The organism is Limisalsivibrio acetivorans (assembly GCF_000421105.1).
Taxonomy (GTDB): Bacteria; Chrysiogenota; Deferribacteres; order Deferribacterales; family Geovibrionaceae; genus Limisalsivibrio; species Limisalsivibrio acetivorans.
The window spans coordinates 301,408-315,647 of record NZ_ATWF01000002.1; the positions used below are offsets into that span (position 1 = coordinate 301,408).

The following is a 14,240-nucleotide window of genomic DNA, read 5'->3' on the forward strand; positions in this document are numbered from 1 at the left end:
TATCTTTACGATCCTGCCAGTAATCCGCAGACATGACTTAGGCTGTAACATACTGTCACATCAGGCCTTCGAGATCTGTACCAAATTGGCACACTCCATGCTTTAAGAAAGATAACTAAAACAGTAAAGGAGGCCGAAATGGCAACTAGCGCAGCAGGAGCTTACGGTGAGCTCGCAAAACCAGAGGTAATTGTAACATCTAATACTGCCGAGGTTTCCGTGTCAGGGAAATGCATCATGGAAAGATGCGCTTTCTTCCAGAAAGGAACCTGTAAGATGACAATCCTTGCATCCGAGCTGAAGAAGAGGTCCGTGGCTCATGAGATACATTCCATGGAAAGCGGTGAGTTCGTATTCCACGTTGTTGGATACTTCGACGGAATAAGACACATCGGCGATGCACTCAAGGATGCAGAGAGCAGATGGAACAAGGCAAGGCTTGAGCACTCCAGAGCATGTGAGTTCTCAAACAGGCTTTCTACCAAACTTTCAAGCTACGTAAAAGCTGTAGTAACTAACTAAAGGAGACGATTATGTTTTACGAAGTACACTGGGAATTCAACTATTCTCTTTCTAAGCCTAAGCTTAACGGATTTCAGATCATCGACTGTGCAAACCCTGAGGATGCAGCAAAGGAGTGCTCCGATTTTGTTGAAGACATGCTCGGCCTTGAGCCTGAAAGTGTCCGCATAAACGACATCTACTCACCCTCTGAAGTTAACTGATGGGCACCAGATAAGGGGTGGAGCATTTGAATGAAGCTATCGGCTTTGCTCCACCCTATCTATTTATCTTTTTGCTCAGAGACTGCCTTGATATACCCAGCAGATTGGCCGCCTCTCCCACTTTATCACCGGTTGCTTCCATGGCTTCCTGTACAAGTCGGTCACTTGCTTCGTTAATCGTGGGAAAATGTTCGAAAAGTGCTGCTATTGAACCAGGCTTTTTAAAGCTTTTATAGTCCTTTTCAGCAGGCTTTACCTTAGGATCCTCCTCAAACACCTTTCTAACATGCTCTAGACCAAGTACATCACCAGCCAGGACAACAGCCTTACCCACAACCCCTTCAAAGTGACGTATCTCACCCTCAAACTCCTGCTCGGCAAAAAGATCATACACCCCTTCCTGAATGACTGGTGCAGCTTTGCCGTAGTCCTTAGCACGTTTCTCCACAAAGTATTCCAAAAGAAGGGGAATATCCTCCTTTCGCTCATTAAGGGACGGTATGGTTACCTGCTGAAGGGTTATCCTGTAATAAAGGTCTTCACGAAACTCCTTATTCTCCATCTTCTCTTCAAGGTTCCTGCTTGTGGCAAGAACTATCTTTGCGTTGGTTTTCTTTGTGAGATCGGATCCCAAGGCCTGGTACTCCCCCTCCTGAAGAAGACGCAGAAGCTTTACCTGGGTCTGCTCAGAAAGATCGCCTATCTCATCAAGGAAAAGTGTGCCGTTCTCCGCAGACTGCACAGCACCCTTCCTTGCACTTTCTGCTCCGGAGAATGCACCCTTCTGATGACCAAAGAGGGTATCGTTAAAGACCTGCTCGTCAAGTCCTCCTGCGTTTATGCTTATCATCTCCCCTTTCCTGTCGGCGAGTTTATGAACAGCCTCCGCCAGCAGTTCCTTTCCGCTCCCCGATTTCCCTCTGATAAGAACAGGCTTTGAGGAGTTTCTTATCGATTCAAGATAGCTGAATATACCGTACATCTTGCTGGATCTCGTGATTATCTTCTCGAATGCTTCGGGGTGTTCTATCTCTCTTTCAATAAGATGCCTTCTAAGGTTATTCGCCTCCAGCTGGAGCTCCCTCATATTCAGGGCATTCTTTATGGATGTGAGAAACCTGTTCCTGTCAACCGGCTTTATGAGGTAATTGAAAACCCCCTTCTTGGTACACCGGAAGACCCTTTCGATATCTTCATTCCCGGTAATAACTATAACCGGAATAAACTCGCTAAATTTCCTTATGCCGTCCAGCAGATCCTCCCCATCCATCTCCGGCATGTTCATATCAATAACGGCGAGATCAATATCACCAGAATAAACAGTATTCAATGCCTCGCAGGGTGAATCCTTAGCCAAGATATTTCGGTACCCCTCCTGGCGAAGCATCATCTCTACGGATGTGAGGATCGTTTCCTCGTCATCAACGATCAAAATGTTCTTGTCATAGATTGCAGTCATGTTACTCCCTCACTCTTATAAACCTTCAGATTGGTTGATTCTCTGGGAAACTTCAGGTAGAAAGTAGTCCCGTCACCTTGAACAGAGTTAAACCCAATGGTACCCCCGTTCTCCCTCACAAACCTTTTGCAAAGGTACAACCCTATACCCGAACGCCCCTGCTTATCCTTAGTCGAGTAATAATAGCTGAACACCTTCTCCTGATCCTCCTCCGCAATCCCCACACCCTCATCACTTACGGAGATAACAACGGAATTATCGGTGACATCTTCGTATACACTTACATAGACACCACAGGAACGATCAGGCAGAGCCTCCAGAGAATTGCTGATAATATTCATCAGTGCCCGTCGTATCTTACCTTTATCAACACTTATCCATGTGTTCATGTTTTTGTAATTTACTCTGAAGTTATGGCACTTGTCTTTGATCTTGTGTCTGAGCATTTCCACGCTCTGCCTTATTAGGGTTTCCGGATTAATAAGCTCCTGTTTCTGATCTGGAGCATAACTGGCAAGCATATCTACTACAGTCTCGTTTATCCTGTCGGAGTTGAAGATAATATTACGTGTACCGTCCTTCGCCATTGAAACCGCCTTCGGTATCTTGAACGCAGAGATAACCTCATCCATGTACTCCTCCGGAAGCTCCCTGAGGAAGATCTCCAGATCATCAAGAAAGCAGCTGATGTTCTGAGAACTGTGCTGGATTGCCTGCATCGGGTTCTTGATGTCGTGGGCTGCTCCGGCGGCAAGCTCGGCCATCTGACTGAAGTAATGCTTATCAGCGAGTTCTGCCTCCATCTTGAGGCGTTCGGTGATGTCATTCAGAACTTCAACGGAGCCTTTGAGCACCCCTCTGGCATCAAAGACAGGAACAGCATGAACATCCATCGTCCTGCCGGAGGGAGTGGTAAGCCTTCTCTGTGTGCTCTCGCCCGACTTAAGTACATCGACACAGGCGCAGTCTCTGCACGGTGAATCAAGATTGAAAAGTGCTTTGTAGCAATACTCATTGGTCAGTGCATCTGCATCTTTCTTCTCAAAAGAAACAGTGGAGCTGATCTTTGCCCACTGGATCCTCATATTAAGGTCCACATATATTATTGAGTCCGCCACAGCATCCAGAACGCTCTTAAACTCTATGCTGAGAGATTCGAAGCTCTGCTGAATGGAGACCATTGTATCCTGCATAACCTGAACCTCGCTCATGTCCACGCCGAAGACCACATAACCGTTATGGATTCCGTCTCTGTAAACGGCACTTGCAAGGATCTCTGCATCCATCTTCCAGTCATCCCTTATATTGAAGGTTGTCTCCACCCTCCTTGTGAACCGGGTTGCATCTGGAGTGAGAATATTTCTTATCTTCTCGGCTTCTTCACCTCGGAAGAGTGTTCTGGCAAAGTCAAAACCTTGGAGGTCTCCCCTTGAATAGCCTGCAAAATCGAGTGCGGCAATATTTGCATCCACAATGCGCAGGTTTCTGTCGAGCATGAAAATAAGTACAGGCGCATGCTCTATCATATTTGAGAAAAACATTTCGGTCTCGACAAGCTCATTCTCCGCTTCCACACTTTCAGTAATATCGTGCTCACGCCCCTGGATACCTATCAATGCACCCCCTTCGCCAAGCAGAGGCCTCCATCGCCCTTCTATCCAGCGCACAGAACCCATGGAGTCTTCCGTTCTGAACCTCCCCTCCGTAAATGTCGTATAGAATGCATCTCTCTTCCATTTCTCAACCTTTTCAACATCTTCGGGGTGTACATAGCTGGCGGTAATTCCAGGAGAAGCATCTCTCTCATTGGAGCTGTAAATCTTTCTGAATGCCTTGTTACAGTAGGCAACCTCTCCGTCGATACTCACTGCATATATAACATCAAGGGTGTTCTCATTTATAAGCTTGAGAATCTCAGCCTTTCTACTATTTTGGCGACGGAGCTGCTTCTCCTCGGTTATATCGGCAAATACCGTAACAATGCATCTGTCCCCCTGAAGCTCCACCGGGGATGAGTATACCTTGGTATAAAACACCTCGCCCCCCTTTCTAAGATGCTCACCCTCAAACTCAAAGCTTTCACCACCGCGGATTATGCTTTTCATACGCTCCCTAAAAAGTGCCATCCGATTCTCGGTCTGCTCAATCATCGGTATAAAGCTTTCAAGGACCTCCTCACGTTTCCAGCCAGTCATCTCTTCGGCTCCCCTGTTCCATATCCTCTTTACAATCCCCTCTGAATCCATCACGGCTATACCCACAGGGACGGACTCCATAACTGTTTCAAATAAGATGTTCCGCTCACGAAGCTCTTCGTTGAGGCTGGTATTCTTTTCAAGAATCGCACTGTATCTGGACAAAAGTTCGTTGAAACTGACCACAAAATCACTAAGTTCATCATGGAGTGTCTGTCTTCTTTTTACTCTTTTACCAAGATCTTTTTGCGGGTCAAAGTCCTTCAGCTGCCTAGATATTTCCTCGAGATCATCCACAACGATCTTTTTCACAGCAAAATATATAAGCGAGCAGAGAACAAAGATCATGATTACTTCTACAAAAAACCATCTAAGGGTCCTCTCTAAAACAGGCATAATAACCTTGTTGAGATCCACATAGATATCAAGGGTTCCAATCTCCCGCTCCCCTTCAAAAATCTCTGTGGCAACATTGAATGTTCTTACACTGCCGTATTTTGTCAACTTCCCCAAATGAATGTATGGATTACCATCATGGAACAGCTTTAAGCCTGTTATATAATCCTCAGATGTAAGGATAGATTCTGAGGCCTTTACAACAAGCTCATAGTCCAGTTTCCATAGTGCTTCGGCTAAAACCGGTATCTGCGAATCCTTAATCCGTGTGAGCTCCTTCACCGATTCTTCTTTAACGTCGTTGTATTCAATATAGAAAGAAACAACGGAAAGAAGAATCGCAGCGGATATTCCGAGCATAAAGATGATTATTGTGAGCTTGCCCGAAAGTCCCCGTTCGAGAATCCTTCGCAAATATCTTTTCATTCTTTTGCACCTCTATGAATATAATCAGCTATTATTGCTCTTGTTTTTCCAGAATCATGTATATGCTTTAACTCCTGCGAGATAAGGGGAAGCAGGTGCGAAGCACTACTATGGAGATAAAGGTATACAGGCTGGGACTCCAGCGGCGGGTCGTGTACATGGAGGCCATTCATACCGACATCTTGCGAGGCTGCTGTTCCATCGAGCCTTCCAGCGAGGGCATAATCTATGCGCCCCTCTTTCAGCATAATAAACAACGAGCGAAGACTGGTTGTTCTTTCCACCCGTGCCACGCCCTTTGTGTTTATCTCGCAGATCTGCCACCCTCTCATGAAACCCACAGACTTACCCTTAATACTGTTCCATCCGGCAAAGTCCGACTCTCCCATGCTGAAGGCTACAAGCTCACGCTTCCTCAACAGCGGCTCATCAACTCTGATAAGCGACGGATAGAGTTCCTTGAGTGCGTGAACCCGTCCAGCCTCAGCATGGCCGTTACCTTTCATGGTTTCTGCAAGGGAGCGTTCTGCGGAATAGCTTCGATACTCAACACTGTAATCCATTGATTGAAAGACATTATCAAGTACCTGCTGGTAAATACCATTAGAGGTTGAATTATAAAACGGCTCAGCATTATATCCATTTATAACGATATGTTTATCATCAAGTGCATAAACCGTGCTCAATATGCAGAAAGTAAAGGCACATATAAGGATTATCCTATAAAAGCAGTATCCCGTTTTTTTACTTGACCATCTGTTCATACCATTTCCTTATTGAATATTCTTATTACTGTATGATCAAAAATAAAGTGTTTAGGTTAACAGCGCAAGTATTGATATTAGATCCCGTTAAATTTCATCGTTTTTATGTATATTTCTGGTGTTTTGAGGTTTTTTCTTTACGATCTCTTCATGTAGAAATGCCTAATGACCGACTTCTTACACATATAGAGAATATTTTGACGAAAATTTGTGCTGGTGAGATATATTATCATTTATTCACATTACGTATTAACAACAAATAAAAAAGGCTCCCCGTAGGGAGCCTTTTATTGTACAACAGTAGTGTTATATATTTTTTACTTAATAAGTGACCTTGAGAACTCAGGGTATGCATCCACACCGTGCTCGTACATATCGAGACCACCAAGTTCCACTTCCTCGGGTACACGGAAGCTGATGAAGGTGTTTATTATCTTGATTACCACAAAGGTAACGCCGAAGGCCCATACGAATGCCGCAACAATACCCACAACCTGAGACATGATCACAGGGCTGAGAGCACCAGCTTCGAAATCGAAGTTGAAGAGACCAGCCGCAAGGGTACCCCATGCACCGCAAACACCGTGCACAGAGATGGCGCCCACGGGATCGTCCACCTTAATCTTATCGAAGAAGATTACGCTGAAGACAACGAGTATACCAGAAAGAAGGCCGATGATTACAGAGAACCCGGGTGTAACGTTTGCACAACCAGCTGTGATACCCACGAGTCCTGCAAGGGCACCGTTAAGGCTCATTCCCGCATCAAACTTCTTGTAGATGAAGTATGTGGTAAAGAGTGCAGCAATGGCACCGGCTGCGGGAGAGAGCGTTGTATTCACCGCAATGAGGGGGAGAAGGCTGTCTGCAGCAGTCTCGGAACCGACGTTGAAGCCGTACCATCCGAACCAGAGTATGAATACACCGATGGCCGCAAGGGGTATGTTATGCCCGGGAATCGCCTTAACACGGCCGTCTTTTCCGTATTTACCTATCCTGGGACCTACAGCTATCGCTGCAGCAAGAGCTGCCCAACCGCCTATGGAGTGAACAACTGTGGAACCGGCGAAGTCTATGAAACCAAGACCTTCGAGCCAACCGTTACCGTGGAAGAGACTTCCCCACGCCCAGCTTCCGAAAACGGGATATATAAGTACAGACATAATAAGCGAGAATATCATATATGCCTTGAAGTTTGCCCTCTCAGCAACAGCACCGGATACGATGGTTGCAGCTGTGGCACAGAAAACCGTCTGGAATATCCAGAAAGCAAGGGTCCAGTTATCGCTGTAATCCCAGCTGGAAAGGAAGAAACCTTCTGTACCGAAGAAGCCTGTGGATGTTGCGCCGAACATAATGGCAAAACCGATGGCCCAGAAACCGAGTGCTCCAACGGAAAAGTCCACGAGGTTTTTCATAATGATGTTAACGGCACTCTTTGCTCTGGTGAAACCTGATTCCACCATGGCGAAACCGAGCTGCATAAAGAATACCATAAACGCCGCTATGAGGGTCCAGAGCCAGTCTACATTTGTCTGAACAAGGTCCGATGCGGCCTTGACACTTTCGAGAGTAAGGGGTTCTTCTTCGGCGTAGCCGAGTGCCGCACCCATGAGCACAAAGAGCGAAACAGCTATTAGACGTAACATTTATGTCCTCCTGTATCTGTTTGTATTATTAAAGGGATTCAGAACCGGTTTCACCGGTGCGTATACGGACAGCATCCTTAACGTCTATGACGAAGATTTTACCGTCGCCTATCTTTCCGGTCTTTGCAGACTCAGATATGGTGCTCACAACCTTCTCGGAGATGTCATCGGGTACAACAACCTCCATCATCACCTTAGGAACGAAATCGATCTGATACTCAGCACCCCTGTAAAGCTCGTTGTGCCCTTTTTGTCTTCCATAACCCTTCACTTCATAAACGGTCATACCGGTTACACCAAGCTCTGCAAGAGCGTCCTTCACGTTGTCCAGCATGTAAGGTTTTACAATCGCCTTAATAAGCCTCATAGGAACTCCTCCTTTTTTGTTTTTTGAACACAAAGGAGAAAGCAATGGGCGTGCCATATAGCTTATATACGATTTGTCAATGGTTTACAGGTTTGATGTCAATTATGAGTACAATAATAAACAAACAGCTGCACACTTTTTAGGCAGGATGTGAGCCGATTTCATACAGCTTTAACAGGGTCTTTATTGTCTGATTATTTACCGGGCAGGGGAATACTGAACTCGCCGAAGTAGCTCTCACCGTCTATCCCTGAGCCGTGGATCCTTACGTCACGATCGTCATTATATAAAAGCTGGGTATAAACCACGTATATGTAATGCGCACCTTCCGGCGGATTGAGCCTTTTGCTCCATGCCGAACCTGGACCTACAGGTAAACCGGCAAAGGCGAACTCGTCAATTCTCTCCATATCGTTGTTGAGATAGTAGGCAGTCCCCCTGAATCTGGCGGAATCCAACAGGGAAGTGTTCACCATTGAAAGAAATGAACCCCCATCCTTCTTGACAACACTCCCTTTAATGTACGGCTCCTCATGAACCACAGTTTTTTCAGGCGGGTTAAGGCTGTCTGCTTTAGTGCAGGAGAGGCTGATAAGGGCTGTCATGACCATTAAAAGCAATACTTTACTTTTCATAACACAAATATATGTTATTCTGCATATTCCGCAAGTGTTCAGATGCTCTGAGTTTCCTTGAAAAATAGTTGACACATGGAGCGGTTTTCAATATAAGTTTTAGTTCCCGGCACGTTGCAAGGAGAGTTGCGCCCAACGGCCGGAATAAGTTTTTAAAGGGTTAGTTTCAGGACATGTTTACCACTCTGAACGAAAAACTTTCTGCCGTTTTCAAGGGGATGCGCAAAGAGGTGCGCCTCACCGATGAGAATATACAAACCGCCCTTAAGCAGGTTCGCCTTGCACTTCTGGAGGCGGATGTAAACTTCAAGGTGGTAAAACGGTTCATTGATAATGTCCGTGTAAAGGCCATGGGGGAAGAGGTTAAGAAGAGCCTCACACCCGATCAGGTCTTTATCAAGATAGTAAACGATGAGCTGGTAAACGTTCTCGGCGGAGAGGACAGCCCCGATGCGAAGATAAACCTAAGCTCAACCCCGCCCACTGTAATTATGATGGCAGGCCTGCAGGGTTCCGGTAAAACCACAACCTCGGGCAAGCTGGCAAAGTTCTTTATGAAGAGTGGGAAATCCGTTCTTCTGGTTGCTGCGGACGTTTACCGCCCTGCGGCTATCGATCAGCTTGAGGTTCTTGCAGGACAGCTCAAGACAGATGTTTACACCAACAGAGACACCAAGGATGTCGTTCAGATTGCAGATGAGGCACTCGCATATGCAAAGAAGACAGCCAAGGATGTCGTTATAATAGATACCGCCGGCCGGCTCCACATAGATGAAGACCTCATGAACGAGCTTGTCCGTGTTAAGGACACCGTCTCACCCGACGAGATCCTCTTCGTTGCGGATGCCATGACAGGGCAGGATGCGGTTAATGTAGCCAAGACCTTCAATGAATACCTTGATGCCACTGGTATCGTCCTCACCAAGATGGACGGTGACGCCAGGGGTGGTGCCGCCCTTTCCATTAAAGAGGTTACGGGCAAACCCCTCAAGTTCATTGGTCTCGGCGAAAAACTTGATGACTTCGAGCAGTTCTATCCCGACAGGATGGCCTCACGCATCCTCGGCATGGGCGACGTTGTCTCCCTTGTGGAACGTGCTCAGGATGCCATAGATGAAGACGAGGCCGAAGACCTCGCCGACAAGATTCAGAAAAGCGGCATGGACTTCAACGACATGCTGAAACAGTTTAAGATGATAAAGAAGATGGGCTCCCTTGAGAGCATCATGAGGCTTATTCCCGGACTTTCCGCCGCGGGCCCTCTCAACGTGGACGAAAGCCAGATGAAGCGGATTGAGGCTATCATTCAGAGCATGACCCCCAAAGAGCGCAAGTACGCTAAGCTCCTCAATGCAAGCCGCAAAAAGAGGATCGCGAGGGGGAGCGGAACCAATGTCAGCGATGTTAACAAGCTGGTAAATCAGCTCTCCCAGATGAATAAGATGATGAAGAAGATGCGCAAGAAGATGGGTGGAAACCAGAAACTTGATATGAGAAAAATGCAGGATATGTTCAAGAATATGTAACACTTACGGAGGTAAACCAAGTGGCGACAAAGATCAGGCTCATGAGACTGGGCCGTAAAAAGAGACCTTTCTACCGTATCGTGGTAGCAGACAGCAGAGAAAGAAGAGACGGAAACTTCATCGAGATCCTCGGTTACTACAACCCTATTACCGACCCCGCAGAGGTTAAGGTTGATGAAGAAAGAGCCCTTAAGTGGCTTAAAGAAGGTGCTATCCCCACCGATACGGCTAGAAATATTCTTTCAAAGCAGGGTATAATTAAGAAACTCCACGAAGCCGGTGCCTGAGATAATACTTACCTATGAGGTGAAGCCGTGAAAGAACTTGTAGAGTTCATAGTCAAATCACTCGTGGACAACCCGGATGCTGTGAGACTTGAAGAAGTAGAAGGCGAAAAGGCTTCCATTATCGAATTGAGAGTGGACAACAGTGATCTTGGTAAGGTCATCGGGAAACAGGGCAGAACAGCTAAAGCTATCAGGACAATCCTAAACGCTTCCGGCGTAAAAAGCGGGAAGAAGGTTGTTCTCGAGATTCTTGAGGACTGATACCCCTGAAAGCTTGAGGCATATTTGCCCATGGCTAGAATAATCGGCAGAATTAAACCGGTTTAGTTTTGTCATGATACAGCCGGATCATTATCCGGCTGTATTTTTGCGTATAGGCAGCTTTATGGAATTTATCCGCATCGGGAGAATCACAGGAACCCACGGTTTGGACGGAACCCTGAGAATCGCTCCCATTACCGACAACCCTCAGATCTACGCAGAGATCAAGTATCTTATGCTTGCAAAGGACGGCTCCGTTGTGAAGTCTCTGGAGATCGGCTACATGCAGGAGCATAAGAACGCCCTGCTTATACAGGTGGATGGGGTTATGGACAAGGAGAGCGCCCTTGAGCTCAAGGGTCTTGATGTCGTTGTTCCCGCCTCCATGCTTCCCGAAGAGGATGAAGGGGAGGTATACTGGAGCCGCATTCAGGGCTCAGAGGTGTATGACACCGAGGATAGATTCATCGGCACTCTGGATGATTATATCGAAACCGGAACCAGCGATGTTTTCCGCATAAAGGGGGATAAGGGGAGCTTCCTCGTATCCAACAACCCCGACCACGTTCTGCGCATAGATGCCCGGAACAAAAAGTTACTCATAAACAGAGAAGGTCTTGTAAGTGAAGAAGTTTAACGTTCTTACCATATTCCCCAAAATGATAGAGGATCACTTCTCCCTCGGCGTTGTGTCCAAGGCTGCCGAGAAGGGGATTCTCAGCATTAACGCCGTTGACGTACGGGAATACACCACCGATAAACACCGCAAGACCGATGAATACCAGTACGGCGGCAGCCAGGGCCTTGTGATGAAGGCTGAGCCCATCGTTGAAGCTGTGCGTGATATCAAGAAGAAGGAGCCCTCCACAAGGGTTATCGTTATGGACCCCAGAGGCAAACCATTCAGCCAGAGAGAGGCCGAGAGGCTTCTGGAGTACGATTCACTAACATTCATCTGCGGACGCTATGAGGGGATAGACGAGCGCGTCTACGAGCTTGTGGCGGACGAGTGCATATCCATGGGGGACTTCGTTCTGACCGGTGGAGAGCTCGGAGCTATGACGGTGCTTGATTCCGTAGCAAGGCTTATCCCCGGTGTGCTCGGTGATGAGAACTCCCCAATTGAAGAATCGTTCTCCGAAGGCCTGCTTGAATACCCTCACTATACACGCCCTTACGAATACGAAGGGCTTACGGTTCCCGAAGTGCTCACAAACGGGCATCATGCAGAGATAGATAAATGGAGAAGAACGCGCTCACTCCAGACAACAGCAGAACGCAGGCCGGATCTTTTGGCAAAAGCGGAGCTAAATGATCAGGATAAATCGATTTTACGTGATCTTGGTCTTGACAAAACCCGCCGCAGAAGGCTATATGTAGCTCTTCTGCATTATCCCATGAGGGATAAGGAGAAGGATGTCGTGGCCACATCCATAACCAACATGGATCTCCACGATATCTCCCGAAGCTGTACAACCTTCGGAGTAAAGAAATATTTCGTTGTAACCCCACTGGAAGCCCAGCGAAAGATCGCAGAAAGGGTCATGGAACATTGGCTCAAAGGTTACGGTGCGACCTACAACGTAAACAGGAAAGAGGCCTTTGAAGGAACTGAACTTCGAGAGAGCCTCATGGAAACAATCGAAGAGATCGAACGGGCGGAAGGCCGCAAGCCCCGCATAATTGCCACGACCGCCCGAACCGATAGAGCCGACATCACATATCCTGAGTTGGCCGAAGCCTCATTATCCGAGCCGCATCTGCTCATATTCGGCACGGGCTGGGGCTTTACAGACGATGTTTTTGACATGGCAGACCACATACTCGAACCCATAGATGGAGCCGGTGACTTCAATCACCTCTCCGTTCGAAGTGCGGTCGCCATAATTTTGGACAGATTGAACAGATACACCACAGGAGGTCTGTTGTGAAAAACAAACTCATCGAATCCGTTGAAGCGGAGTTTAAAAATAAGGAACTTCCTGCTTTCCGCCCCGGAGATACCGTTAAGGTAAACTTCAGAATTGTGGAAGGCAACAAGGAACGTATCCAGGCCTTTGAAGGTCTGCTTCTCAGGATTCATAGAAACGGTGCTTCCTCTACCTTTACCGTTAGAAAGATGGTAGGTGACATCGGCGTTGAAAGAATTTTCCCCTTCTACTCTCCCAGGGTTGAGAGCGTAGAGGTTAAACGCACTGGACGTGTTAGACAGGCAAGGCTCTACTACATGAGAGCGCTTAGAGGTAAGGCTGCAAGGATCAAGGAGCGCCGCAAGGGATTCTAAGAACCCCTTCATTTGCGCTCTAATTATGAATGGCTTATAGGCCGCAATCATAAGAGGTATACAGATGAAATCATACTGGGCAAAACCCGATATGGAAAAGCAGTGGTTCATCGTTGATGCCGAAGGCGAAATCCTCGGAAGACTTGCATCAAAAGTAGCCACTGTCCTCATGGGTAAGCACAAACCCGAATATACTCCCTCCGTTGACACCGGAGATTTCGTTGTTATCGTTAACGCTGAGAAATTCACCGTTACCGGCAACAAGATGAAAACCAAGAAATACTACAGGCACTCCGGCTACCTCGGCGGCATCAAGGAGAGAACACTCTCCGAAATGCTCGAGAAAAAGCCCGAAGAAGCTATAAGGCTCGCCGTTAAGCGTATGCTCCCCAAGACCAAGCTGGGCAACGCTATGCTCAAGAAGCTTAAGGTATACAGCGGCAGCGAACACCCCCATGAGGCTCAACAGCCTCAGAAACTGGAACTCTAGGAGGTAGTTACCTATGGCAGGATACAACTACGGCACAGGAAGAAGAAAGACTTCAGTGGCCAGGGTCTTCCTCAAGCCCGGTAACGGAAACATCACCATAAATGGTAGAAATGCCGAGAGCTACTTTCAAAGACCCTCTCTGCTTCAAGTATGTTTCCAGCCCCTCGCCAAGCTTAACGTAGAAAAGAAGTTTGACCTTCTCATAACCGTTAAAGGCGGAGGAAAAGGCGGACAGGCCGGAGCAATCAGACACGGGCTCGCAAGAGCACTCAGCCAGTTCGACGCAAACTACAGAGGACCCCTCAAAAGAGAAGGCTACCTCACAAGGGACGCAAGAGCTGTGGAAAGAAAGAAAGCCGGTCTTCCCAAGGCGAGAAAGTCTCCTCAGTTCTCCAAGCGTTAATTCAGCAAAGTATATCAATTCGTTATACAAAAGGGAGCCTTTACGGCTCCCTTTTTTGTCACCGGATGCCCGAAGGTAACTTTTATACGTGAAATGTAATATATTTTTTAATTCGGATATTCTCATGTCAGCAATATCTTAGAACGCTCCATAATAGAACAGCTTAGCCTATCTTTTTGTTTTTACCTATTTTCCAAAGGTATATAACTATATAGGTATTCTATTTATGAAACTGTGTTCAGGAGTAACTATTCCGTTATCCTATGTTGAAACCATGTGGACAGTTTTGTGCTTTTTATACATAGATCACACTATCTTTGCACATAACTCTCCACATATTTACACAATATCAAGGACTTAACAGCTTTTCCAG

16 protein-coding genes are annotated in these 14,240 nt (G+C 46.9%); 10 read left to right on the forward strand and 6 right to left on the reverse strand.

Going from position 1 to position 14,240, the window contains the following annotated elements; all coding sequences use genetic code 11:
* Window positions 1-138: 138 nt before the first annotated feature.
* Both K300_RS0112645 and K300_RS0112650 read left to right on the forward strand, forming a co-directional pair.
* Window positions 139-522 (forward strand): hypothetical protein, encoded by a 384-nt coding sequence (locus tag K300_RS0112645; protein ID WP_022852043.1) that lies wholly within the window; start codon window positions 139-141, stop codon window positions 520-522.
* Window positions 523-533: 11 nt separating this feature from the next.
* Window positions 534-725 carry a hypothetical protein gene (locus K300_RS0112650; protein WP_022852044.1) on the forward strand — a complete coding sequence of 64 codons (192 nt, stop codon included), beginning with the start codon at window positions 534-536 and terminating at the stop codon, window positions 723-725.
* Window positions 726-780: 55 nt separating this feature from the next.
* Here the strand turns inward: K300_RS0112650 and K300_RS0112655 are convergent, their stop codons facing one another.
* The 6 genes from K300_RS0112655 to K300_RS0112680 all read right to left on the reverse strand — a co-directional run bounded on the left by K300_RS0112655 (window position 781) and on the right by K300_RS0112680 (window position 8,616).
* Window positions 781-2,184 (reverse strand): sigma-54-dependent transcriptional regulator, encoded by a 1,404-nt coding sequence (locus K300_RS0112655; protein ID WP_022852045.1) that lies wholly within the window; start codon window positions 2,182-2,184, stop codon window positions 781-783.
* Window positions 2,181-5,201 (reverse strand): PAS domain S-box protein, encoded by a 3,021-nt coding sequence (locus K300_RS0112660; RefSeq protein WP_022852046.1) that lies wholly within the window; start codon window positions 5,199-5,201, stop codon window positions 2,181-2,183. Before K300_RS0112660 ends, K300_RS0112655 begins: the two co-directional genes overlap by 4 nt.
* Window positions 5,198-5,764, reverse strand: a complete 567-nt coding sequence (locus K300_RS0112665; RefSeq protein ID WP_162139900.1) for a substrate-binding periplasmic protein — start codon at window positions 5,762-5,764, stop codon at window positions 5,198-5,200. The genes K300_RS0112660 and K300_RS0112665 overlap by 4 nt, the downstream gene beginning before the upstream one ends.
* 518 nt (window positions 5,765-6,282) lie before the next feature.
* Entirely contained in the window at window positions 6,283-7,614 is a 1,332-nt protein-coding gene (locus K300_RS0112670) for an ammonium transporter (protein ID WP_022852048.1), read from the reverse strand.
* Between the two features lie 28 nt (window positions 7,615-7,642).
* The gene (locus tag K300_RS0112675) at window positions 7,643-7,981 is read right to left on the reverse strand and encodes a P-II family nitrogen regulator (protein ID WP_022852049.1); all 339 of its coding nucleotides are present in this window, start codon (window positions 7,979-7,981) and stop codon (window positions 7,643-7,645) included.
* 194 nt (window positions 7,982-8,175) lie between these two features.
* Entirely contained in the window at window positions 8,176-8,616 is a 441-nt protein-coding gene (locus tag K300_RS0112680) for a hypothetical protein (RefSeq protein ID WP_162139901.1), read from the reverse strand.
* A 173-nt stretch (window positions 8,617-8,789) separates the two neighbouring features.
* Here K300_RS0112680 and ffh point away from each other — a divergent pair, with 173 nt between their 5' ends.
* From ffh to rpsI, 8 genes are all read left to right on the forward strand, one after another.
* Complete coding sequence (gene ffh / locus K300_RS0112685) at window positions 8,790-10,142, forward strand: signal recognition particle protein (RefSeq protein ID WP_022852051.1); 1,353 nt, start codon at window positions 8,790-8,792, stop codon at window positions 10,140-10,142.
* Between the two features lie 20 nt (window positions 10,143-10,162).
* Window positions 10,163-10,429, forward strand: a complete 267-nt coding sequence (gene rpsP / locus K300_RS0112690) for a 30S ribosomal protein S16 (RefSeq protein ID WP_022852052.1) — start codon at window positions 10,163-10,165, stop codon at window positions 10,427-10,429.
* Window positions 10,430-10,456: 27 nt separating this feature from the next.
* On the forward strand, window positions 10,457-10,690 hold the full coding sequence (locus K300_RS0112695; RefSeq protein ID WP_022852053.1) for a KH domain-containing protein: 234 nt from the start codon (window positions 10,457-10,459) through the stop codon (window positions 10,688-10,690).
* Between the two features lie 124 nt (window positions 10,691-10,814).
* Window positions 10,815-11,327 (forward strand): ribosome maturation factor RimM, encoded by a 513-nt coding sequence (rimM, locus tag K300_RS0112700; RefSeq protein WP_162139902.1) that lies wholly within the window; start codon window positions 10,815-10,817, stop codon window positions 11,325-11,327.
* On the forward strand, window positions 11,314-12,621 hold the full coding sequence (gene trmD / locus K300_RS0112705; protein WP_022852055.1) for a tRNA (guanosine(37)-N1)-methyltransferase TrmD: 1,308 nt from the start codon (window positions 11,314-11,316) through the stop codon (window positions 12,619-12,621). Before rimM ends, trmD begins: the two co-directional genes overlap by 14 nt.
* Window positions 12,618-12,974, forward strand: coding sequence for a 50S ribosomal protein L19 (gene rplS / locus K300_RS0112710; RefSeq protein ID WP_022852056.1), 357 nt, complete (start codon window positions 12,618-12,620; stop codon window positions 12,972-12,974). Before trmD ends, rplS begins: the two co-directional genes overlap by 4 nt.
* A 64-nt stretch (window positions 12,975-13,038) precedes the next feature.
* Window positions 13,039-13,464 (forward strand): 50S ribosomal protein L13, encoded by a 426-nt coding sequence (rplM, locus tag K300_RS0112715; RefSeq protein WP_022852057.1) that lies wholly within the window; start codon window positions 13,039-13,041, stop codon window positions 13,462-13,464.
* A gap of 13 nt (window positions 13,465-13,477) precedes the next feature.
* Complete coding sequence (gene rpsI, locus K300_RS0112720; RefSeq protein ID WP_022852058.1) at window positions 13,478-13,867, forward strand: 30S ribosomal protein S9; 390 nt, start codon at window positions 13,478-13,480, stop codon at window positions 13,865-13,867.
* Window positions 13,868-14,240 lie beyond the last annotated feature (373 nt).